The sequence below is a fragment of the Microbacterium sp. 22215 genome (assembly GCF_052045655.1).
Taxonomy (GTDB): Bacteria; Actinomycetota; Actinomycetes; order Actinomycetales; family Microbacteriaceae; genus Microbacterium; species Microbacterium phyllosphaerae.
In genome coordinates this window covers 96,020-118,948 of sequence record NZ_JBQEPC010000004.1, presented here as the reverse complement: position 1 = coordinate 118,948, position 22,929 = coordinate 96,020, and the positions used below count along the sequence as shown (strand labels likewise).

20 protein-coding genes are annotated in these 22,929 nt (G+C 68.2%); 15 read left to right on the top strand and 5 right to left on the bottom strand.

The features are described from left to right. Nucleotides 1-35: 35 nt before the first annotated feature. Nucleotides 36-1,715, top strand: coding sequence for a glycoside hydrolase family 13 protein (locus ACTJKH_RS08420; RefSeq protein WP_440736528.1), 1,680 nt, complete (start codon nucleotides 36-38; stop codon nucleotides 1,713-1,715). Nucleotides 1,716-1,880: 165 nt separating this feature from the next. Here the strand turns inward: ACTJKH_RS08420 and ACTJKH_RS08415 are convergent, their stop codons facing one another. The 4 genes from ACTJKH_RS08415 to ACTJKH_RS08400 are packed head-to-tail and all read right to left on the bottom strand — an operon-like array spanning nucleotide 1,881 to nucleotide 6,023. Next, complete coding sequence (locus ACTJKH_RS08415) at nucleotides 1,881-2,963, bottom strand: oxidoreductase (RefSeq protein ID WP_440736527.1); 1,083 nt, start codon at nucleotides 2,961-2,963, stop codon at nucleotides 1,881-1,883. Next, nucleotides 2,960-4,342, bottom strand: a complete 1,383-nt coding sequence (locus ACTJKH_RS08410) for an MFS transporter (RefSeq protein WP_440736526.1) — start codon at nucleotides 4,340-4,342, stop codon at nucleotides 2,960-2,962. Before ACTJKH_RS08410 ends, ACTJKH_RS08415 begins: the two co-directional genes overlap by 4 nt. Beyond that, complete coding sequence (locus ACTJKH_RS08405) at nucleotides 4,339-5,040, bottom strand: AAA family ATPase (protein WP_440736525.1); 702 nt, start codon at nucleotides 5,038-5,040, stop codon at nucleotides 4,339-4,341. The genes ACTJKH_RS08410 and ACTJKH_RS08405 overlap by 4 nt, the downstream gene beginning before the upstream one ends. Continuing rightward, complete coding sequence (locus ACTJKH_RS08400; RefSeq protein ID WP_440736524.1) at nucleotides 5,037-6,023, bottom strand: AvrD family protein; 987 nt, start codon at nucleotides 6,021-6,023, stop codon at nucleotides 5,037-5,039. Before ACTJKH_RS08400 ends, ACTJKH_RS08405 begins: the two co-directional genes overlap by 4 nt. Before the next feature lie 136 nt (nucleotides 6,024-6,159). Here ACTJKH_RS08400 and ACTJKH_RS08395 point away from each other — a divergent pair, with 136 nt between their 5' ends. The 9 genes from ACTJKH_RS08395 to ACTJKH_RS08355 all read left to right on the top strand — a co-directional run bounded on the left by ACTJKH_RS08395 (nucleotide 6,160) and on the right by ACTJKH_RS08355 (nucleotide 14,325). Then, nucleotides 6,160-6,570 (top strand): MarR family winged helix-turn-helix transcriptional regulator, encoded by a 411-nt coding sequence (locus tag ACTJKH_RS08395; protein ID WP_440736523.1) that lies wholly within the window; start codon nucleotides 6,160-6,162, stop codon nucleotides 6,568-6,570. Between the two features lie 121 nt (nucleotides 6,571-6,691). Then, nucleotides 6,692-7,684: a metal ABC transporter solute-binding protein, Zn/Mn family gene (locus ACTJKH_RS08390; protein WP_440736522.1), complete on the top strand. Its 993-nt coding sequence runs from the start codon at nucleotides 6,692-6,694 to the stop codon at nucleotides 7,682-7,684. Next, nucleotides 7,681-8,532, top strand: a complete 852-nt coding sequence (locus ACTJKH_RS08385; RefSeq protein WP_440736521.1) for a metal ABC transporter ATP-binding protein — start codon at nucleotides 7,681-7,683, stop codon at nucleotides 8,530-8,532. The genes ACTJKH_RS08390 and ACTJKH_RS08385 overlap by 4 nt, the downstream gene beginning before the upstream one ends. 5 nt (nucleotides 8,533-8,537) lie before the next feature. Further along, nucleotides 8,538-9,407, top strand: a complete 870-nt coding sequence (locus ACTJKH_RS08380) for a metal ABC transporter permease (RefSeq protein ID WP_210099040.1) — start codon at nucleotides 8,538-8,540, stop codon at nucleotides 9,405-9,407. 121 nt (nucleotides 9,408-9,528) lie between these two features. Continuing rightward, entirely contained in the window at nucleotides 9,529-9,945 is a 417-nt protein-coding gene (locus tag ACTJKH_RS08375; RefSeq protein WP_210096251.1) for a Fur family transcriptional regulator, read from the top strand. Nucleotides 9,946-9,965: 20 nt separating this feature from the next. Beyond that, nucleotides 9,966-10,976 carry a permease gene (locus ACTJKH_RS08370; protein ID WP_440736711.1) on the top strand — a complete coding sequence of 337 codons (1,011 nt, stop codon included), beginning with the start codon at nucleotides 9,966-9,968 and terminating at the stop codon, nucleotides 10,974-10,976. Next, entirely contained in the window at nucleotides 10,969-11,781 is an 813-nt protein-coding gene (locus ACTJKH_RS08365) for a TIGR03943 family putative permease subunit (RefSeq protein ID WP_440736520.1), read from the top strand. Before ACTJKH_RS08370 ends, ACTJKH_RS08365 begins: the two co-directional genes overlap by 8 nt. Then, nucleotides 11,771-13,591 (top strand): Ig-like domain-containing protein, encoded by a 1,821-nt coding sequence (locus ACTJKH_RS08360; RefSeq protein WP_440736519.1) that lies wholly within the window; start codon nucleotides 11,771-11,773, stop codon nucleotides 13,589-13,591. Before ACTJKH_RS08365 ends, ACTJKH_RS08360 begins: the two co-directional genes overlap by 11 nt. Before the next feature lie 5 nt (nucleotides 13,592-13,596). Then, complete coding sequence (locus ACTJKH_RS08355; protein ID WP_440736518.1) at nucleotides 13,597-14,325, top strand: DNA-3-methyladenine glycosylase; 729 nt, start codon at nucleotides 13,597-13,599, stop codon at nucleotides 14,323-14,325. Here ACTJKH_RS08355 and ACTJKH_RS08350 read toward each other — a convergent pair. Then, nucleotides 14,265-15,275, bottom strand: a complete 1,011-nt coding sequence (locus ACTJKH_RS08350; protein ID WP_210096248.1) for a LacI family DNA-binding transcriptional regulator — start codon at nucleotides 15,273-15,275, stop codon at nucleotides 14,265-14,267. The genes ACTJKH_RS08355 and ACTJKH_RS08350 overlap by 61 nt on opposite strands. A 140-nt stretch (nucleotides 15,276-15,415) precedes the next feature. On the opposite strand from ACTJKH_RS08350, the gene ACTJKH_RS08345 reads away from it, so the two are divergent. The 5 genes from ACTJKH_RS08345 to ACTJKH_RS08325 all read left to right on the top strand — a co-directional run bounded on the left by ACTJKH_RS08345 (nucleotide 15,416) and on the right by ACTJKH_RS08325 (nucleotide 22,868). Beyond that, nucleotides 15,416-17,425, top strand: coding sequence for a beta-galactosidase (locus ACTJKH_RS08345; protein WP_440736517.1), 2,010 nt, complete (start codon nucleotides 15,416-15,418; stop codon nucleotides 17,423-17,425). Beyond that, on the top strand, nucleotides 17,422-18,351 hold the full coding sequence (locus ACTJKH_RS08340; RefSeq protein ID WP_210096246.1) for a carbohydrate ABC transporter permease: 930 nt from the start codon (nucleotides 17,422-17,424) through the stop codon (nucleotides 18,349-18,351). Before ACTJKH_RS08345 ends, ACTJKH_RS08340 begins: the two co-directional genes overlap by 4 nt. A 5-nt stretch (nucleotides 18,352-18,356) precedes the next feature. After that, on the top strand, nucleotides 18,357-19,253 hold the full coding sequence (locus tag ACTJKH_RS08335; RefSeq protein ID WP_440736710.1) for a carbohydrate ABC transporter permease: 897 nt from the start codon (nucleotides 18,357-18,359) through the stop codon (nucleotides 19,251-19,253). Nucleotides 19,254-19,351: 98 nt separating this feature from the next. After that, complete coding sequence (locus tag ACTJKH_RS08330; RefSeq protein WP_440736516.1) at nucleotides 19,352-20,686, top strand: ABC transporter substrate-binding protein; 1,335 nt, start codon at nucleotides 19,352-19,354, stop codon at nucleotides 20,684-20,686. A 61-nt stretch (nucleotides 20,687-20,747) separates the two neighbouring features. After that, complete coding sequence (locus ACTJKH_RS08325) at nucleotides 20,748-22,868, top strand: alpha-galactosidase (protein WP_440736515.1); 2,121 nt, start codon at nucleotides 20,748-20,750, stop codon at nucleotides 22,866-22,868. Nucleotides 22,869-22,929 lie beyond the last annotated feature (61 nt).

The following is a 22,929-nucleotide window of genomic DNA, read 5'->3' as shown; positions in this document are numbered from 1 at the left end:
ACACCAGACCGCAACACGAAGGAGCACCACCCCTCATGACCGATGCGCTTCTCACCGAGACCCGCGACGACACGACGGCAGCCTGGTGGCGACAGGCCGCCGTCTACCAGATCTACCCCCGCAGCTTCGCCGACGCGAACGGCGACGGGCTCGGTGACATCCCGGGCATCGTCTCGCGGGCCGACTACCTGCAGGAGCTCGGCATCGACGCCGTGTGGCTCAGTCCGTTCTATCCGTCCGCCCTCGCCGACGGCGGCTACGACGTGGCCGACTACCGCGACGTCGACCCGCGCCTGGGCACCCTCGACGACTTCGACGACATGGTCGCTGCTCTCCATGACCGAGGCATCCGCGTCGTCGTCGACATCGTGCCGAACCACTCGTCGGATCTGCACGAGTGGTTCCAGGAGGCGCTCGCCGCAGGCCGCGGCTCGGCGGCGCGGGAGCGGTACATCTTCCGTGAGGGCTCCGGCCCCGACGGCTCCGAGCCGCCGACCGACTGGACCGCCGCGTTCGGCGGATCGGCGTGGGAGCGCGTCGACGACGGCCAGTGGTTCCTGCACAGCTTCGCGCCCGAGCAGCCCGACCTCAACTGGGACCACCCCGAGGTGCGCGAGGACTTCCTGACCACCCTGCGCTTCTGGTCGGATCGCGGGGTCGACGGCTTCCGCATCGACGTCGCGCACATGCTCACCAAAGACCTGAGCGAGCCGCTGCCGAGCACGGCCGAGCTCGAGCTCCTGCCGCACGACGGCAATCACCCGCTGCACGACCGCGACGACGTGCACGAGGTCTACGCCGAGTGGCGTCGCGTCTTCAACGAGTACGACCCTCCTCGCACGGCGGTGGCCGAGGCGTGGGTGAGCACTCCCGAGCGTCGGGCGAAGTACGCGTCGGCTGAGGGGCTCGGCCAGGCGTTCAATTTCGACCTGCTCGTGGCCGACTTCGACGCGACGCAGTTCCGCACGATCATCACCGACAACCTCGCGCAGGCGCGCACGACCGGTTCGTCGACGACGTGGGTGCTCTCGAACCACGACGTCACCCGGCACGCGACCCGATACGGACTCGCTCCGCTGGCGGGCCGCACGGGCGTCAAGCAGGGTGTGGAGTGGGTCGCCGCCGGGGGCCCCGACGACCAGCTCGACCGTGAACTCGGTCTGCGCCGGGCGCACGCCGCGACCCTGCTGCTGCTCGGCCTGCCCGGCAGCACCTACCTCTACCAGGGCGAGGAGCTCGGTCTGCAGGAGGTCGCCGAGATCGGACCCGACGACCGCCAGGATCCGGCGTTCTTCCGCGGGGCGGAGTTCGACGGGCTCGGGCGGGACGGATGCCGCGTGCCGCTGCCGTGGACGGCATCCGGATCGTCCTTCGGCTTCGGAGCCGGCGACGCGCACCTGCCGCAGCCCGAGTGGTTCGCCGACCATGCTGTCGACGTGGAGGAGGCCGACCCCTCGTCGACGCTGTCGCTGTACCGCGAGGCGTTGCGCCTGCGTCACGAGCTGCAGACAGACGAGAGCCTCGAGTGGATCGAGACCGGACGAGCCGACGTGCTGCGCTTCACGCGTCCGAACGGCTGGCAGATCGTGACGAACTTCGGCACCGAGCCGTTCGACCTCGGAGCGGATGCCACGGACGTCGTGCTCGGCACAGTCGTCGACGGTGCTCTGCCCGGAGACTCGACCGTCTGGATCGCGCCGGGGCTGCTCCGCTGACGGGCTCCACCGAGTCGTCTGCAGGACGAAAGTCCGGATGCAGGACGAGAACAGGTTTCTCGTCCTGCATCCGTGCTTCGCGCGTACAGGGGGAGGTCACCGTGGCGGAAAGGGTGCGCCACGGTTCACACGATCGATTGGTCGCTCGAAGACAAAGCAGCGTTCTCAGTGCAGGTCCACGAGAGAGCGCGCGTCGAAGTCGCCGATGTCGTCGAAGCGTTCCGAGAGCATCTTGGAGGCCCATTCGGGGTCGCCGAGCAACGGTCGACCGACCGCGATCAGGTCGAATTCGTTCTGTTGCATGCGCGCGACAGCGTCGGCAGGTGTTGTGGCTTCTGCTCCCTGCCCTTCGAAGACCGAATCGAAGCTTGGGCCTGTGGTCGCGATCGAGCCGGCGGCGATCGTGGGTTTACCGGTCATCTTCTTGGTCCACCCCGCCGCGGTGAGGGGGGAGGAAGGGAAGAGGGGTTCCCACCAGCGCCTGGTCGAGGCATGGAACAGGTCGACGCCCGCGGCGGCGATCGGTCTCAGGAGCTTGTCGAGTTGAGTGATGTCGTTCGCGATGCGTGCGCTGTAGTCGTGCAGCTTCCATTGTGACCAGCGGAAACTGATGATGAAGTCGTCATTCGTTGCCGCGCGGATCGCCTGGATGACGTCAACCGCGAATCGGCTGGGCTCGCCGTACTCGTCTTCGCGGTGGTTTGTCGCGTCCCATAGGAATTGGTCGATGAGAAATCCGTGTGCTCCATGGACCTCTACCCCGTCGAAGCCGAGTCGTTGGGCGACTGTCGCCGATCGGGCGAACGCGTCGATGACTTCGTGAATGTCGGCGAGGCTCATCTCGTCGCCATGGGAGTGACCGCGATGATCGATTCCGCTCGGGCTGAGCACCCGACCGCAGAGGTCAAGGGAGGAACGGGGGTCGCGGTCTACGCCGGCGTGTTCGATCTGGAGGAGCATCGGGGCGCCTTCTGCGTGCACGTCGGCGACAATCCGTTGCCAGGACACTTGCGCAGCCGTGCTGGCGATGCTCGGAAGGAGCACATGGTTGGATGCGCTGGAATGATCGATGAATGTGGCCCCGCTGATCAGAAGGCCGACACCGTTCTGCGCTCGGCGACGATAGAACGCCCGAAGGTGTTCGTCGGGGACGCCCTTCTCGCTATGCCCGACACCCATCGGTGCCAGCACGACTCGGTTTGCGAGGGTTGTCGCGCGGACGGTCAAGGGTGTGGTCAGCGTAGTCATGGCGATCCGGTCTTCTGTGGAGAGGCGTGCAGGAGGTATCCGGCGACGACAGCAAGGGCGTATCCGAGCGTGCTGATGCCGAACATGGCGGGCGCGGCGGCTGCTTGGCCCACCGCCGTGAGCAGCCCCGCTGCGATTGCGACTCCGAGAAGAGATCCGATCTGTCGGTTCACGTTGAGCACGGCTCCGGCGAGACCGGTGTCGCGCGTGTCGACGCTGTTCAGCATCGCTGCAGTCATCGCTGGTGAGCCGAGACCGAGGCCAAGGTGTGCGGTTGCGAGGCAGACTGCAAACCACAGATACGAGAAGTCCTGTGTCGAGGCGAGGGTGAGCGCGCCCACGGCGATCGTCGCTGCGCCCAGGCCGAGGAGGATCGATTGTCGGGGGGTCAGGCTGCCGCTCAGACGGGAGTATGTGAGATTTCCGAGTACGAAGACGGCCATCATCGGCAGGAGCTGCAGGCCGGCCGTCAGCGGATCCGAGCCCATCGTCTGCTGAAGCAGGATGGAGACAAAGAAGACGCCGCCGAACAAGCCGACGTTCATGAGGATTCCGACTGCGTTCGCGAGTGTGAACTCTCGATTCCGCAGGATCCTTCCCGGGTAAACCTCGTTGTCGGCCTGGCGTTGCCACCAGATGAAAAGGACCAGAGCGAGGATGCTGACGGCGATCGCTGCGAGCGGGACCGGTGCGCTCCAGCCGGTCTCCGGGCCCTGCATCAACGCCACGGCTCCAGCGACGACGCTGAGGGCGAACAGTGCGTGACCGATAAGAGGAATACGGCGCCGAATTCCTGTGCTCGAAGGGAGCACCGTCACCGACAGCCATATCGCGACCACACCGATCGGGAGGTTGATCCAGAAGATCCATCTCCATCCCCAACCCGCGACGATGAAGCCTCCGATCATGGGCCCGAGAGCCGCCGCTGCCGCGCCCATCGCCGCCCAGAGGCCGATCATCCGCTGTCGAACGGCGGCATCGGGGTACGACATGGCCAACAGAACAAGTCCGGCGGGTTGGAAGAGTGCCGCCCCGATGCCCTGGATCACGCGGGCCCCGATGAGGACGGGGGCGGTCGTGGCAAAACCGGCCAAGAGACTCGCTGCCGTGAAGGCGGCCAGACCCCATACGTATAGTCGTCGAGCGCCGAATCGGCCTGCGAGATCGCTGCTGAACAAGAGCAGCGCTGCCAGCGCCAGGACGAACCCGTTCACCATCCACGCGAGAGCTGCGGTCGGTGCATTCAAATCGAGGCCGATCTGCGTGGTGGCGACGTTGACGACGGTCGCGTCGAGATTCCCCACGAAGAAGCTCAGACCTATGGCGACGACGGGGGCGAGGAGGATCGGTGTGCGCGGGATCGTCACGTCATGACTCATGAGAGGGGCCCCTCGGCGCGCGCCAACTCGTCACTGGTATCCAAGGTGGAGACATCGGCTCTGGCTCTCTCGATCGCGCTTTCGATGCTCATGATCTGGGGCAGAGCGAGGAGGGAGACGATGGCCGCGAGCCGTGTCGGTAGATCGCCACCGACGACCTGTACGGGGATCGAGAGGTCGCGCAACGTATCGAGTAGGAGGTCGCTCGAGCGGTGCCTGAACTCCTCGGACACCGGTCGGTGGCCGTCTGCAACGAGCGGGAACTCGATGGGTAGGTGAATGAATGCGTCGTATCCCCGCTGCGCGTGTCTCATGGCGATCGCCCCGATGGCATCCATCGCGACCCCCAGTGCTTGGGCCGCCCCATCCTGTCGCGACGGGATAGTGGCAGGGTCCGCGGGATTGATCCCGATCTGCGCGCGAATCTCTCCATATGCCCATTCGTGCAAAGTCGAGCCATCAGAGATGAACCCGTCGGGCAAGGCGCTCTCATGGCGGTACCTCTCGGAGAAGCGCAGGATGCCGAGCTGGATCAACTCCTGAATCCCGGTGTCTTCAAGCCGTTTCCCGGGTGCGACATCGGGAAGGAGCTCGCGCATGGTCTTGGCGTGGGTTCGAGGGATACCCGTCAGGTGCGCCAGCGCGTAGGAGGTGGTCGTCTTACCTGTCGAGTAGGTCCCTGCGATTGCGATTCTCATTCTGTTGGGGTTCCTGTCAGCTCGGGGAGCGCATGGGCGAGGTTGTAACGTGCGGAGATCGGACCGAATCGCCCCGAGAAATCCGTGACCCGCCACGTGCGATGGCTCATCGGAATCAGGCGCGTTCTTATGACCTGGGCTTCGGCGACGAATTCGTTCGCACTGTGCAGATCAGGTCCGTCGGAAACCAGCTCGACGTGACGCATCCACAGGTTGTCTGACGTGGCCCTGTCTATGTGATCGAGCGAATAAAGCATCAGCTGACTCACCTGCGCTTGGCCGAGGATGCAGTTCACGAACGTGGGACTCACCGTGTACGCGGACCCGATATCCGCTGACTTCGTTCCGCGCGTGCGGGTGACGGGAACTTGAATCGTCGTGTCGTCGCTGAGCCAGCCGTCGCCGATCGTGAGCCGGTCGCGCTTGAACCCTTCGCCGTAGTACCTGTCCTTCTTCGCCCCGAGAAGGTCATCGATGTCGGGAAAGGACTCCCCGACGTCTCGCGACTCGCCCGCCGGCGCGACGAGGTCGAGTTCAACGCGAAGCGCACCGATGGTGAACTTGGCTGTGAACGTCTGGCTATTGGACAGGAGGGGGTTGTCGAGCGGTTGACCAACACTCATCTGCCCGGACACATCGATCTCGTCCAGCTCTTCGACGGCCTTCGCACCGGCGCGGATCAGAGCGCGATGCAGCCAGACCCAGGGCCGCTGCGCGGGCTCCAGCCCGCGTCCCCCGACAAGCATCGCCTCTGCAAGCTGCGCAGCGACCACAAAGGCATCGAGCGTGGAGAGATGGGGGCTGCGGTTCGCCTGGCCGGACTTCGTCGACCATGAGTCGGGGTAGCGCAGCGCTAGCGATGCTTCGATTCGCCACCCGGAGCCTGGGACGTGACGAAGGCGCAGATTGCGCAGATCCTGTTGGACCGCGCGATAACCGTCGCCGAAATACCTCTGGTCAGCGTCCCCCAGCAGTTCGGACACTGATACACCCCGTACATCAACCATGTAGCGACCCTTCCCCAGATTCGATAGTGGGAAACTAACGCATATTCCAATCATTGAGAAACGTAAAATATTGCAATGACCGGATTATGGATGACAATGATAAAGTTGGAAGATGCTCATGAATCATGACGTTTCGGCGGTGGTTCGCAGCTTGCTGTTCGCCGTCGCGGATGAAGTTCGCGACGAAGTGAAGGCGGTCGTTCAACGACAAGGGCTCACGCCCTCCCAGGCCAGTGCTCTGGTAGCCCTCGATGAACCGATGACGATGCGAGCCTTGGCTGAGCGCACCCACTGTGATCCCAGCAGCGTCACCTACATCGTCGACAAGCTCGAAGAGGCCGGCTTCGTCGAACGAACACCGCACCCGTCGGATCGCCGAGCCAAAGTGATCGTCACCACGGGCGTCGGCGCGCGTGCGCGCGCGGCCCTTGTCGCCGACTTCGCGCAGGCGTCCGTTCTCGGCCGCCTGGAGGAGATGGAGCTGGCTCGACTTGAAGAGCTCCTCGCGAAGCTCGCGCCGTGAGCCATTGTGCTGTGAGGGCAGGTGGTGGACGCCACCCCGCCGGGCGCCGATTCCGGTCGGGGCAAGGGGTGGGTGAGGGGACAATTTGATAATGGTTCTCATTAACGTTTAGAGTGAGAGCATGAAGAAGCCGCTCGTCGCCCTCGCCCTCGCATCCGTCGCCGCACTCTCGCTGGCCGGATGCTCCACCACCCCCGCGGCGGGGGAGGGCGACAGCGGCACGGTCACGGTCGCGGCGAGCACCAACGTCTACGGCTCACTCGCCGCGCAGATCGGCGGCGACCGCGTCGACGTGACCTCGATCATCACCTCGGCCACGCAGGATCCGCACTCGTACGAGGCCTCGGCCCGTGACCGCCTGACGGTGCAGAAGGCCGATCTCGTGATCGAGAACGGCGGCGGATACGACGCGTTCATCGACACGCTGCTGCAGGATGCCGACGCCCCGCACCTGGTGACCGCCGTCGAGTTCTCGCACGACTTCCCCGGCAACGAGGGTCACGACCACTCGGAGGAAGGCGCCGAGGAGGAGCACGACCACGACCACGCCGACGGCGAGGAGGGTCACGAGGGGCACAACCACATCGAGGGCTTCAACGAGCACGTCTGGTTCGACCCGCACACGATGATCCACGTGGTCGAGGCGATCGCCGACGAGCTCACGGCCATCGACCCGGACGGCGAGGCGGACTTCACCGCGAACGCCGAGGAGATCGTCGCCGACCTCGAGGGCTTCGAGGCCGACCTCGAGACGCTCAAGACGGATGCCGCAGGAGCGAACGTGATCATCACCGAGCCGCTCCCCGGCTACCTCGCCACCGCGGCCGGGCTCACCGACGTGACGCCCGAAGGATTCGCCGAGGCGGTCGAGGAGGGCAGCGATGTCGCCCCCGCCACCCTGCTCGAGACGCTCAACGTGATCGACGGGGGAGACGTGCAGGCGGTGCTCACGAACGCGCAGACCGGAGGGGCCGAGACGCAGCGCGTCGAGGACGCTGCAACGGATGCCGGCATCCCGCTCGTCGCCTTCACGGAGCTGCTCCCCGAAGGATCGTCGTACTCTGAGTGGATGAGTGACGCGATCCAGAGCCTCGCCGACGCGCTCCAGTCGTGAGCGCCGCCGCCGACGCGCGGGCAGGAGCCGAGAAGACACCGGTGCTCGAGGTGCGCGGAGCAGCCCTCCAGCGCGGCGACCGGGAACTGTGGTCGGGCCTCGATCTGACGGTCGATCCGGGCGAGTTCATCGCCGTGCTCGGGCCCTCGGGTTCGGGCAAGACCACGCTGCTGCGCAGCATCCTGGGCCTCCAGCCGCTGTCGGCCGGCGAGATCACCGTCGCGGGCGGACCCGTGCGCAAGGGCAACCCGCGCATCGGGTACATCCCGCAGCAGCGCTCGCTCGCCCCCGACACGAGCATGCGTGCCCGCGATCTCGTGGCCCTCGGGGTGCAGGGCAGCCGATTCGGCTTCCCGATCCCGCACCGAGGCGACAGGGCCAAGGTCGATCAGCTGCTCGCCTCGGTCGGCGCGTCGCACTACGCCGACCGTCGGGTCGGACTGCTCTCGGGCGGTGAGCAGCAGCGGCTGCGCGTCGGGCAGGCACTGGCCGACGAGCCCAGCCTGCTGCTGTGCGACGAGCCGCTGTCGAACCTCGACCTCGCGAACCAGGTCGCCGTCACCGACATCATCGACCGGCAGCGTCGTGACCGCGGAGCGGCGGTGCTGTTCGTGACGCACGACATCAACCCGATCCTCGGCCGCGTCGACCGCATCCTCTACATCGCCGGTGGCCGCTTCGTGCTGGGCACCCCCGAAGAGGTGCTGCAGACGCGGGTGCTCACCGAGCTGTACGGCACCCCGGTGTTCGTGCTGCGTGCCGGCGACCGGCTGGTCGTCGTCGGCGTTCCGGATGCCGAGCCCCACCACCTGCACGACCACGATCACGACCACGGAGGTGCCGCATGAACGTCATGACCGGCATCGTCCAGGCGGTCGACTGGAGCGACGTCTTCTCGTTCCAGGACTACGGCGAGCTCGTCGCCCTGCTCGCGAACTCGATCATCGCCGGCGCGGTGCTCGGCATCGTCGGCGGACTCATCGGCGTCTTCGTGATGCAGCGCGACCTCGCGTTCGCGGTGCACGGCGTCAGCGAGCTGTCGTTCGCCGGCGCCGCCGCGGCGCTGCTCTTCGGCGGGAGCGTCGTCGTCGGATCCCTCGGCGGCGCGCTGGTCGCGGCGATCCTGATCGGCATCCTCGGATCCAAGGCCCGTGACCGCAACTCGATCGTCGGCGTGCTCATGCCGTTCGGCCTCGGCCTCGGCATCCTGTTCCTGTCGCTGTACGACGGACGCAGCGCCAATCGCTTCAGCCTGCTCACCGGGCAGATCGTCTCGGTCTCGAGCCCCGACCTCGGCTGGCTGCTCGGCATCAGCATCGTCGTGCTGCTCGGGCTTCTGCTCATGTGGAACCCGCTGCGCTTCGACTCGCTCGACCCCGAGTCGGCTGCCGCCCGCGGCGTGCCCACCCGTGCCGTGAGCCTGCTGTTCATGGTGCTGCTCGGCCTGATCGTCGCGGTCAGCGTGCACATCATCGGCGCGCTTCTCGTGATGGCGCTGCTGGTGACCCCAGCGGCGGCGGCGATGCGCATCACGGCCGGGCCCGTGGCCGTGCCGCTGCTCGCCGCGCTGTTCGGCTTCGTGTCGGCGGTCGGCGGCATCCTGCTCGCGCTCGCCGGCACCCTGCCCGTGAGCCCGTACATCACGACCCTGTCGTTCACGATCTACGTCGTGTGCTGGATCATCCAGCGTGCCCGCGGCGGTGTGCGCCGCGTGCGGGCCTGACGGTTGCTTCGAATCGCGCAACTGACCCCGAATCCGCTTCGGATGCGGTCAAGTGCGCGATTCGAAAGCCCGAAGACCGCTCCCAGGGCCCGGCAAGGGCTGCGCACCTAGAATCGTCGGTATGGCTCAGCGGAACACCTGGCAGCGCGAACGCGTGCGCGAAGCCCTCGCCGACGCGCGCGGGTTCGTCAGTGCGCAGAACCTGCATGCCTCGCTCCGCGACGACAACACCGGCATCGGCCTGGCCACGGTCTACCGTGCGCTGGCCGGACTCGCGGCATCCGGTGATGCGGACTCGCTGCAGAGCCCCGAGGGCGAGGCGCTCTACCGCGCCTGCACGACCCAGGGCCACCACCACCACCTGATCTGCCGCAACTGCGGACTCACGGTCGAGATCGAAGCCACCGACGTCGAGCAGTGGGCGCATCGCACCGCTGCCCTGCACGGGTTCACGGATGCCGCGCACGTCGTCGACATCTTCGGTCTCTGCGCCGCGTGCACCAACAAGCGCGACGCCGAAGAGGCAGCGAACGCGTGACCACTCAGGCCGCCCCGCGGATGACGCACTCGCAGCGTCCCACCCGATCGCCGCGCTCGCCGTGGATCGGGGTCGCGCTCGGCGCGGCGATCGTGGCGGCGCTGTTCCTGGTCGACCGGTTCCTGCCGACCCTCTACACCGCGACCCTGCCGAATCGGGCACAGGACGGTCTGACGCTCGCGATGAGCGTGCTCATCGAGGCGCTGCCGTTCGTGATCCTCGGCGTGCTGCTGTCGATCGTCGTGCAGGTGTGGCTGCCTGCCGACGTCATCCACCGCTGGCTGCCGAAACGCGCCTGGGCCGGCCGCGCCGTGCTGTCTCTGCTCGGCATGCTGATCCCCGTCTGCGAGTGCGGCAACGTCCCCTTCGCGCGCGGTCTGATGATGCGGGGCCTCGCCCCCGCCGAGGCGCTGACCTTCCTGATCGCCGCACCGATCGTGAACCCGATCGTCATCCTCACGACCCACGCGGCATTCGGCTTCGACGACGGCATCCTGGTCGCGCGTCTCATCGGCGGCTACCTCATCGCGAACCTGATCGGCTGGATCTACAGCCGTCACCCCTCGCCCGACGCCCTGCTCACGCAGCGCTTCATCGACACGTGCGACCGCGTCACGCATGAGCCCGGAACGCCGGTTCGCCGCAGCCTGACGCAGTTCCTCGTCGAGCTGCGCGCCGTGATGCCGGCGCTCGTGATCGGCTCGGCGCTCGCCGGAGCCGTGCAGGTGCTCATCCCTCGCGACGTGCTGCTGGCGATCGGCTCGAACCCGGTGCTGTCGATCCTCGCGATGATGGCCCTGGCGATGACGGTCGCGATCTGCTCCAACGTCGACGCGTTCTTCGCCCTCTCTTTCGCCTCGACCTTCTCGTCGGGCGCTCTCGTGGCGTTCCTGCTCGTCGGACCGCTGGTCGACGTGAAGATGCTCGCCCTCATGCGCACGACCTTCACCACCCGCACGCTCGTCGGCATCGTCGGCGTGGTCGTGTTCGCCGCCTTCGCGATCGGGATCGGGGTGAACGTCTTTGTCTGATCACACGCACCCGCACACCGATCACGCCCCGTCGCGGGCCCGCGCTCTCGGCTCTCGGTGGCTCGGCATCGGCCTCGCCACCGTCATCTCGGTCGTCACCCTCGGACTCGGTCTCACCGGCCGGCTGAACCTCTACATCAGCCCGGAGTCGGTGTGGTTCGCCTGCGCCGCCGCCGTCGTGACACTGGTGGGCGCTATCTGGTCGTGCACGCTGCCGCTCGGTGACGAGGGCGACCACGGGCACGATCACGGGCACGATCACGGTGACGTCTCGGAGACGGATGCCCCACCACGATCGCCCCGCCGCACCCTCGCCGTCGCGAGCACTGTGACGGGCGGGGTCATCGCCTCGGGCGTCGTCGTCGCCGCTCTCGTGCTGCCGCCCGCATCGCTGTCGGTCGAGCTCGCGATGTCGCGGGTCGGCGAGCAGACGGCCCTCTTCGCCGGCGCCGACGACGTGACCCTCGGCGTCGCCGACACCTCGACCTTCGGTGTGGGCGACTGGGCGAGCGTGTTCGCGACGGCGACCAACACCGCCGCCTACGACGGCAAGACCGTCACCCTGACCGGTTTCGTCACCCCTACGGGTGCCGACGAGGTCAACCTCACGCGCCTGGTCATCACGCACTGCGTGATCGACGCGCAGCCGGCGACCCTGCCCGTGACGATCGATGCGGGCGAGTTCGACACCGGCCAGTGGGTCGAGGTCGAGGGCACGATCAAGGCGGATGCCGACGGCTCGCTGCACGTCGAGCCGAACTCGGTCACCCCGATCGACGAGCCCCAGGACCCGTATGAGTACTGACGACGAGCGCCCCGAGGCGCCGGCGCAGCCCCGTACGCGCGCCGAGCTGCGCGCCGCCCGCGAGGCCGAGGCTGCTGCGGCGGCTCCCTCGTCGAATGACGACGGCGCAGCCGACCGAGACGATCCGCCTCCCGCGACGGAACCGGGAGCCGTCGCACCGGCGGTCCCCCCGACGGGCGAGAACCCACCCGTGGCGCGCCCGAACGACGGTGAGCGGCCGACACGTTCGACCTTCGTCCCGCCGGACGCCGACTCATCCACCACGTTCGCTGTTCACTCCTCGGACGATGCCACGCCCCCGGGTCGCTTCACGACCGACGACGCGTCCCGCGCGCCGGGCACGTCGAAGCCCGCCAAGGCGCCCAAGCCCGCGAAAGCGCCGAAGCCGGCGAAAGAACCGAAGCCGGCGAAAGCGCCGAAGCCCGAGAAGGCGCCGACGGCCCCTCGCGACCGCAGATTCCTGCTGGCACTCGGCGCCGTGCTCGGCATCCTCGTGCTCGTCGGAGCCGGACTCGGCGCTGTCAGCCTCACCCAGGGGCCGCGTATCACCGACGTGCAGGTGAACCCCTCCGAGGCGATCGAGACGTCGGGAAGCCGCGTCATCCTCACGGCCAACCAGTCGCTGGCTGCACTCGACGAATCCCAGGTGACGGTGGAACCGGCGGTGCCGTTCACCCTCGACGCCGCGGGCAGGGGCATCGGGATCCGATTCACCGTTCCGCTCGACGACGACACCGAGTACACGGTGAAGATCGCCGACGCCGTGGGTGCCGGAGGCGGACCGACCGCGACCCTGACGACGAGCTTCTCGACGCCCGCGTCGAGCCTCTTCCTGCTGCGCCGCGACGCCGAGGGCGAAGACTCGATCTTCCGCACCGATCTGTCGGGTGAAGGGGTCGCGGTGTTCACCGCCGACAAGATCAACGACTTCCGCGCGACGTCGTCGCAGCTCGTCGTCTCGCTCGAAGAGGACGACGGCTCGAAGCTCCTCGTGATGGACCGCGACGGCAAGAACCAGAGGGAGCTCGCCCTCCCCGGAGTCGGCTACGTCGGCGCGATCCAGGTGTCCGACCGCGGCGGCCTGGTCGGGTACAGCTACTCCGACAAGAAGCTCAGCGACACCGAGGGGCGCGCGAGTGTGCTCGTCACCCAGTCGCTCAGCGGCGATGACGAGCCCGTGGTCACCGAGGTCGGTGACAAGGAGGCGAATATCTTCGTCTGGCAGTTCGTGCCCGACAGTTCCGCCGTGCTGTTCATCGACTTCGACGGAGCTCTGTCGCTGGTCGACCGCTCGACGGACGCCGGTGTGCAGTCCCTGGGCCTCGCGACCACCATCCAGGGCGTCTCCCGCGGCACCTACACGGCCATCGTCGAGCGACTCGACGGCACGGTCGTCGAGCTCAACCTCACCGACGGCACCGAAGTGCCGCTGGAGGCGTCGGACCCCGACTACGGAACCGCCACGACGATCACGCCGTTCCCCGGAGGCACGCTCCGCCACGTCGTCGCCCGCGACGCGAACGGCGTGCCGAGCGGTCAAGCGGTCGTGCGCGTCGACGACGACGGAAAGGCGACACCGCTCGTCGAGGTCGATTCGACCGATTCGATCCTGCAGGCGTGCGCCTCGCCCAGCGGCCAGTACGCCGCGGTCGTGATCGCCCCAGACCTCGCCGACAACCCCTACGACCAGATGCTGCTGCCGTTGCCGCAGCAGCTCGAGACACATCTGCTCGACCTCCGCACCGGCGATGAGATCGTGCCCCTCACCGGCTTCGACGCGTCGTGGTGCCAGACGGCCCCGCAGTTCTAGACCCGATGTCGTCAGACGCTCTGCATCGCGTCACCCGCACAGAACTCGACGGGCTGGCCGTCGATGTCGCCCCTCGGCTGCTCGGGGCCGAACTGCGCACGGTCGTCGCCGGCTCCGAGGTGCGCCTGCGGCTGACCGAGGTCGAGGCGTACCACGGGCACGGCACGGGTCCCCGGGCCGACCCGGGTTCACATGCGCGCATGGGTCGGACGGCCCGCAACGCGACGATGTGGGGCGAGCCCGGCCATCTGTACGTGTACCTGAGTCACGGCATCCACTCGTGCGTCAACGTCGTGTGCGGGCCCGAGGGGCAGGCGGGCGGAATCCTGATGCGTGCGGGCGAGGTCGTGGCGGGAGTGGATGCGGCGGCGGTACGTCGTGGCGCGACCCCTCCGCTCACCCGGACGGCGCTCCGCGACCTCGCGCGGGGGCCCGGGCGATTCGGGCAGGCGGCGGGCCTGCGGCATCCGATCCACGACGGCATCGACGCGGTCACGGGCGAGGAGTTCGAGGGCGCCCGCGCAGAGCTCTGGGTGCGTGACGAGCCCGTGCCGGACATCGCGACGGGACCGCGCGTCGGGGTGGCCGGCATCGCCGGCACCGAGGCGTTCCCGTGGCGCTTCTGGATCGCGGGCGATCCGACGGTCTCCCCGTTCCGCTGGGGGAGGGGCGCTCAGGCCGAGTCTCTCCACACGACCGGCGTCGGCAGCATGATCCCGGCACGCGGACGCTGATCGTCGCGCAGCTGCGCGAGCACGGATGCCGCGGCGGCGGCCCCGAGTCCTTCGGCCGGCTGGTCGACCGTCGAGAGCTGCGGCGTGGTGCGCGTCGCCCAGGTGCTGTTGTCGAAGCCGACCACGCCCACGTCTTCCGGAACCCGGCGTCCGGCTTCGCGGAGGGCCCACATCGCTCCGGCCGCCACCGCATCGGATGCGGCGAACACGCCGTCGATGTCGGGCACCCGCGCGAGCAGACGCGCCATCGCCGCGGCGCCGTCGGCGTACGAGTACAGCGGCACCTCTTCGACGAGGTCGGGGTCGAAGGCGTCGCCGAGCGCGTCGGTGAAGCCCGCGAGGCGGTCGGTGCCCGAGTCGCGGTCGAGGGCGGCGGCGATCATGCCGACCCGGGTGCGCCCCGTCGCCAGGAGGCGTGAGGTCACGGCCTTCGCCGCGCCGTGGTTGTCGACGCCGACCCACGCGGCATCCACGTCGGGCGGATGACCGACGTAGGCGACAGGAAGGTCGAGCCGCATCACGGCCTTGGTGATCGGGTCCTGCGCGCGGGCCGAGACGATGACGGCGCCGTCGACGAATCCGCCGTTGAGGTAGCGCGCGACGCGTTCGGTGTCTCGCACGGAGTCCACCACCAGGCACACCATCTGGTAGTCCGCCTCGGACAGCGTCTCGTTCGTGCCGAGCATGATCGCGCCGATGTTCGGGTCCTCGAGGAACAGCGCGTGCGGCTCGTGCACGATGAACGCGATGGCCTGCGTGCGCTGGCGCACGAGGTTCTGCGCGGCGGTGTTCGGCACGTAGCCGACCTCGCGGATCGCGTCTTCGATCGCGGTGCGTGCGGAGTCCGACACATACCCGCCGTTGATGACGCGGCTGACGGTTCCCCTCGAGACCCCGGCGACGCGCGCCACGTCGTGCACGGTGCTGCGACGACGGGCGGAAGTGCTCATGATCGACAGCCTAGCGACCCGGACTTGACGGGATTCACCACGACATGCGACGATGTGTGCACGTTCACAGAAATCCCGATCGCTGTTCCCATGCCGCGAACTGTGCACGTGCACACATGAACCGCAAAGGAGCGTCACCGATGGCCGCCGCTGTGTCCGACCGCATCGCCACCCTCTCCGCAGGGCGCGGCCTCGTCTTCGGATGCGACTACAACCCCGAGCAGTGGGACCGCAGCGTCTGGCCCGAAGACGTGCGGCTCATGCAGCAGGCCGGCGTCGGACTCGTGGCGATCAACATCTTCGGCTGGTCGTCGATCAACCCAGCCAGGGGAGTGTGGGACTTCAGCGCGCTCGACGAGATCATCGGGCTCCTGCACGCCGCCGACATCCGCATCAACCTCGGCACCGGCACGGCGTCACCCGCACCGTGGCTCACCGCCGCACACCCCGAGATCCTCCCGGTCGGCGAAGACGGCACAGTCTTCCAGCAGGGCGGACGCCAGGGCTACTGCCCGAGCTCGCCGGTCTTCCGCGCATACGCCGCCGAGGTCGTCACCCGCGTGGTCGAGCGGTACGGCGACCACCCCGCCGTGTCGCTCTGGCACGTGTCGAACGAGCTGGGCTGCCACAACGCGCTCTGCTACTGCGACACGAGTGCCGAGGCGTTCCGGGGCTGGCTGCGCGACCGCTACGACGACATCGACGCGCTCAACCGCGCCTGGGGCACGACGTTCTGGAGCCAGCGCTACAGCGACTTCGACGACGTGCGCGTGCCCGCGCAGGCCCTCTCGCTGCGAAACCCCGGTCAGATCCTCGACTTCCAGCGGTTCAGCTCCGACGAGCAGCTCTCGCTGTACCGTGCGGAGGCCGAGATCCTGCGCGAGCGCAGCGACGTGCCGGTCACGACCAACTTCATGGTCACCGCGCACATCCGCAACCTCGACTACTGGTCGTGGGCGGGCGACATGGACCTGATCGCCAACGACCACTACCTCGACCGCCGTCTCGACGACGCCCGGGGCGAGCTCTCATTCGCCGCCGACCTGACCCGCGGCCTCGCGCAGGGTGCGCCCTGGCTGCTGATGGAGACCTCGACCGGCGCCGTCAACTGGCAGCCGTACAACCTCGCCAAGGCTCCGGGTGAGATGCAGCGCAACATCGCCGCGCACGTCGCCCGCGGTGCCGACGGCATCTGCTTCTTCCAGTGGCGGGCGTCGACCCAAGGCGCCGAGAAGTACCACACGGCACTCGTGCCGCATGCGGGTGAGGACTCCGACCAGTGGCGCGAGGCCGTCGAACTCGGCGGTCTGCTCGAGCGTCTCGGCGAGGTCGCCGGCACGCGGGTCGCCGCGGACGCCGCCCTGTTCTTCTCCTGGGAGAGCTGGTGGGCCGCCGAGAACGAGGGCCGCCCGAGCGAGGCGCTCACCTACCTCGGCCAGGTGCACGCGGCGCACGCAGCTCTCTCGGATGCCGGCATCACCACCGACGTCGTGCGCCCGGGCAGCGACCTCGACGGCTACCGCCTGCTGATCGTCCCCGCACTGCACCTCATCAGCGATGCGGATGCCGCCGCCATCGCCCATGCGGTCGAGAACGGCGCCACGGCTCTCATCACGTTCTTCAGCGGCATCGTCGACGAGCAGGACCGCGTGCGCACCGGCGGCTACCCCGGCGCATTCCGCGACCTCCTCGGCATCCGCTCGGAGGAGTTCGCGCCTCTGCGTCCCGACGAGTCCGTCACGCTGACCGACGGCTCGACGGGCACCGTCTGGAGCGAACGGTTCAAGACGACGGATGCCGAAGTCGTCGCGTCGTACGTCGACGGCCCCTCCGCCGGTCGGCCCGCCGTCACGCGACGCGCCGCCGATGCCGGTGAGGCCTGGTTCCTCGGCACGCAGCTCGCCCGCGACGACTACTCACGGCTGGTCGCACGACTCGCGGCATCCGCGGGCGTCTCCCCGATGCCCGGCGCAGGCCCCGACGTCGAGATCGTGCGACGCACGGGCGAGACGGGGTCGTTCCTGTTCGTCATCAACCACGGATCCACGGATGCCGAGATCTCGGCATCCGGACACGACCTCGTCACCGACGCTCCGGCCACCGGCCTCGTGCCGGCCGGAGCGGTCCGCATCATCAAGGAGGATGTATGACCACCACGCTCACCGCTCCGGCGGTCGCCTCAGCGTCGACGGCGCCGGGTCGCCGCCGACGCATTCCGCACAAGGGAGCCATCGCGTTCCTGATCGTGCCGTTCGGCGTCCTGTTCGCCCTCTTCTACGTCGTGCCGATCGCCTACGCGTTCTGGCAGTCGCTGCTGGTCGTGAAGCGCGACGGCACGTTCGGCAAGGCCGAGCAGGTGTTCGGCGGTCTCACCCAGTACGTGCTCGTCTTCCAGAACGAGGCGTTCTGGGCGTCGATGGGGCGGATGCTCATGTTCGGCGTCGTGCAGGTGCCGGTCATGCTCGGCCTCGCGCTGCTGTTCGCGCTGCTGCTCGACTCGCCGCTCGTGCGCGGCAAGCGCTTCTTCCGCCTCGCGTTCTTCGTGCCGTACGCGGTGCCTGGTGTCATCGCCGCGATCATGTGGGGTTCGCTCTTCTCGCCCAACCTGTCGCCGTTCACCGCGATCACCAAGCAGATCGACTTCCTCGGGGCCGATCTCGTGCTGTGGTCGATCGCGAACGTCGTGACCTGGGTCTACGTCGGCTACAACATGCTGATCATCTACTCGGCGCTGCTCTCGATCCCCCAGGAGCTGTACGAAGCGGCTCGCCTCGACGGCGCCAGCCAGTGGCGCATCGCCTGGTCGATCAAGATCCCGCTGGTGCGCCCGGCGATCGTGATGACCGCGATCTTCTCGATCATCGGCACTCTGCAGCTGCTCGCCGAGCCACAGGTGTTCCGCTCGTTCAGCTCGGCGGTCACCAGCACGTTCACCCCGAACATGACCGTGTACGCCACGGCATCCATCCCGAACACCAACCTGGCGGCCGCCTTCTCGGTCGTGCTCGCCGTGACGACGTTCGTGCTGTCGTTCGGATTCATGAAGTACATGCAGCGCAAGGAGCAGAACGCATGAGCACCATGTCGATCGTCGCCCCTGGGCGGGGCTCCCGCGGCAAGGCTCCGCGCGGAAAGGCCGCTCGCGAGTCGGGCATCTCGCGCACCGGCGCCATGCTGATCATGGCCGTGTTCACGGTCTACTTCCTGCTGCCGCTGTGGTGGCTGCTCGTCGCCTCGAGCAAGGAGACCGGCGACATCCTGACCACCGCTCCGCTGTGGTTCGCCGACTTCCACCTGTTCGACAACATCGCCGAGCTCTTCACCTACCGCGACGGCATCTACCTCCGCTGGCTGATGAACTCCGTGCTCTACGCGGCGCTCGGCGGGGCCATCGCCACTCTGCTCGCCGCCATGGCCGGCTACGCCCTGGCGAAGTACCGGTTCCCCGGCCGCGACCTGCTGTTCGACATCGTGCTCGGCGGAGTGCTCGTGCCGGCGACGGCGCTCGCGCTGCCCCTGTTCCTGATCTTCAGCCAGGCGCAGCTGACCAACACCTTCTGGTCGGTGTTCCTGCCCTCGATCGTGAGTCCGTTCGGCGTGTATCTGGCCCGCATCTTCGCGGCCTCCTCGGTGCCCGACGAACTCCTCGAGGCGAGCAGGCTCGACGGCGCGGGCGAGATCCGCACGTTCTTCACCGTCAGCATCCGCCTGATGACCCCCGCTCTGGTGACGATGTTCCTGTTCCAGTTCGTGGCCATCTGGAACAACTTCTTCCTGCCGATGATCATGCTGCGCAGCGAAGAGCTCTTCCCCGTCGTCTTCGGTCTCTACAACTGGAACAACCAGCTGAACCAGCTGCCAGAGCTCCGCGGTCTCGTCCTGATCGGCGCCCTCCTGTCGGTCATCCCGCTGATCGTCACCTTCCTCCTGCTCCAGCGCTTCTGGCGCAACGGACTGGGCGCCGGCGCCCTGAAGTGAGCAGACGGCCGACCGGACCGACCGGGCGGCCACCCTTCGCACCACCCACCCGCACCACCCACCCGCACCACCCCCATCGCATCCACGAAAGGATCGAAATGCAGCATTCGAAGATGAAGGCAGCCGCTGTCATCGCCATCTCGGCGTTCGCGCTCGCCGGTTGCTCGGCGTCCGGCGGAGACAGCTCCGGCACCGGCGGCGACGCCGCCGCCTCGTGCACCCCCGCCGACGGCGACGTCACGCTCGAGTTCACCTCCTGGATCCCCGGCATCGAAGACGTCGTGAAGATCTGGAACGACGCCAACCCCGAGATCCAGGTCGACGTGCAGACCGGCCCCAACGGCAACGGCGGCACCTACCAGAACTTCTTCAACCAGATCAAGGCGGGCGACGCCCCCGACCTCGGCCAGATCGAGTACGACGCCCTGCCGAACTTCCTCGTGCAGGACGGCATCGAAGACCTCAGCGCCTGCGAAGACGTCGTGGCCTCCGAAGACCAGTTCGTCGACTGGGCCTGGGGTCAGGTGACACTCGGCACCGACAGCGTCTACGGCATCCCTCAGGACACCGGCCCCATGGCGCTGTTCTACCGCGCCGACCTGTTCGAGAAGAACGGCATCGAGATCCCCACCACCTGGGACGAGTACCGCGACGCCGCGGTGAAGATCCGCGCACTCGGCGGATACATCACCAACTTCTCGCAGTCCGACATCAACCAGTTCGCCGGCTTCGCCTGGCAGGACGGCGCTCAGTGGTTCTCGAGCGACGACGAGGGCTGGACGGTCTCGATGGCCGACGACGCCACCACCACGGTCGCCGAATTCTGGCAGAGCATGCTCGACGACGACCTCGTCGCGACGGTTCCCGCCTGGACCGACGAGTGGAACAACGCCTACAACTCCGGCGAGGTCTGGACCTGGAACTCCGCCGTCTGGGGTGCCAACTCGATCTCGAGCGGTGCCCCCGACACCGCCGGCAACTGGGCCGTCGCACCTCTCCCGCAGTGGGAAGAGGGTGGATCCGCCGCCGGCAACTGGGGCGGCTCGTCGACCGCGGTCCTCAAGGGCAGCGAGCACGTCTACGAGGCGACCAAGTTCGCGCTGTGGCTGAACACGTCGGATGAGGCGCTGACCGCGCTCGCCGAGGCGGCCAACCTGTACCCGGCCACCACGGCGGGGCTGACGCTGCCGGTCTACGCCGAGGGCGTCGACTTCTACGGCGGACAGAAGATCTACGACGTCTTCGCCGACGCCGCCACCCAGGTCTCGCCCGACTTCGCGTGGGGCCCGACCATGACCCAGACCTACTCGGACGTGTCCGACGGGTTCAAGGCCGCGGTCTCGGGCAGCGGCACGCTGCTCGACGCGATCGAGAAGGGTCAGACGGCGACCGTCGACGCCCTGAAGGCCGCGTCGATCCCCGTCAAGGAGTAACACCCTCGGAGGTCCGCCCGTATGCTCACGGGCGGGCCTCCCTTTTCGTCTGGAGCGGCAAATGAGCGAACTCGTCCACCTGACCTCGGCCGGCGTGAGCGTCGTCATCGACACCGCCGGCGCCCGCATCCTGCACTGGGGTGCGGCGCTCGACCCCGCCGATCTGACGGCGCTCGCAGGGTCGTCGACCGGCTCGGTGACGTTCAGCTCGTTCGATGCTCCGCGGGTCGTCCCGCTGCTCGCCGTCGAGGCCGACGGGTGGTCGGGCGCACCGGCACTCGCGTGGCATCGCGGCGGACTGCACAGCGCTCCGCTGCTGCGCTCGATCGGGTGGGCAGCGACGGAGACCACGTTGCGCGCGGAGTTCTCGGATGCCGCGGCCGGCGCCTCGGTGGTCCTCGAACTCGACCTGGATCCCTTCGGTGTGCTGACCGCGCAGGTATCGGTCACGAGCACCGTCGACGGCGATGTGCCGCTCGACCTCCTGGCCGCCCGCATCCTGCTCCCGATCCCCGCCCACGCCACCGAGGTGCTCGACCACACCGGCCGCTGGACGGGCGAGCGGCACCCGCAGCGGGGCGCCCTGCGCCACGGTGCGCACCTGCGTCAGGTGCGCCGCGGTCGCGGTGGACACGACGCTCCGTATCTGACCGCCGTCGGAACAGGCGGGTTCGGCTTCCGGCGGGGGGAGATCTGGACCGCGCACGTCGCATGGAGCGGCGACCTCGAGGTCGGCGTCGAGAGGCTGCCCGAGGGCGCCGGTGTGCACGGCGCGGTGCTCGGTGGGGGAGAGCTGCTGCTGCCCGGCGAGATCCGGCTCGCGAGCGGCGAGACCTACGTCTCCCCTCGTGTGTTCCTCACCTATGGCGACAGCGGCCTCGACTCGGTGTCCGCCCGCCTGCATCAGACGGTGCGCGGGTTCGCCGCGCGCCCGACCACGCCGCGCCCCCTCGTGCTCAACACGTGGGAGGCGGTGTACTTCGACCACGACCCGGCGAAGATCGTCGAGCTCGCGGAGGCCGCGGCATCCGTCGGCGTCGAGCGGTTCGTGCTCGACGACGGATGGTTCCGTGGCCGCCCCGACGATCGGTCGGGGCTCGGCGACTGGTACATCGATCACGCCAAGTGGCCCGAGGGGCTGCGGCCTCTCGCGCAGCATGTGCACGGGCTCGGGATGCAGTTCGGCCTCTGGTTCGAGCCCGAGATGGTGAACCCGGTGTCGGACCTCGCCGCGGAGCATCCTGACTGGGTGCTGCAGGCGTCGCCCGACTCGCCCACCTGGCGGCATCAGAAGGTGCTCGACCTCACGAACCCGGATGCCGCGGCATACCTTCTCGAGCGCCTCGACGCGCTGGCCTCCGAGATCGGCGTCGATTTCATCAAATGGGACCACAACCGCGACCTGCATGCGGCGGTGTCGCCGCGCACGGGGCGTGCGGCGGTGCACGCCCAGACCGTCGCGTTCTACACCCTGCTCGACGCGCTGCGCGAGCGGCATCCGGCACTCGAGATCGAATCCTGCGCGAGCGGTGGCGCTCGCGTCGACCTCGGCGTGCTGCAGCGCACGCAGCGCGTCTGGGCCTCGGACTCGAACGACCCGGTGGAACGTCAGCGCATCCAGCGGTGGACCGGCACGCTCGTGCCCCCGGAGGTCGTGGGCTCGCACGTCGGGCCGCCGATCGCCGAGACCACCCATCGTGCGGCATCTCTGCCTTTCCGCATGACGACCGCGCTGTTCGGCCACGCCGGCATCGAGTGGGACATCACCGGATGCACGGATGACGAGCGTGCGATGCTGGCTCGCTGGACGGCGCTCTACCGCGAGCTGCGCCCGCTGCTGCACTCGGGCGTCACGGTGCGCAGTGACGAGGTCGACGACGAGACCCTGCTGCACGGCGTGGTCGCGCCCGACGGCTCTCACGCGGTGTTCGCGTGGGTGAGGCTCGGTGCCTCGGTCGACGCGTTCACGCCGCGCACCAGGATTCCGGGGCTGCAGGCGGGGGAGCGATACCGGCTGCGGGTGCGCGAAGAGCTCGGATCGGTGGGGCGCCATCAGGTCTCGGACCCCGCGTGGCTGGATGCCGGGATCGAAGCGTCCGGCTCCTTCTTCGAGTCGGTCGGGGTGCCGCTGCCGCTGCTGGCGCCGGGGGCGGCGCTTCTGCTCGAGGCCGTTCGAGTCTGAACCTCGGTCATGCTAAACTGACTCTTTGTCTGCGCACACTCCTGTGCGTAGTTCGCGTGCT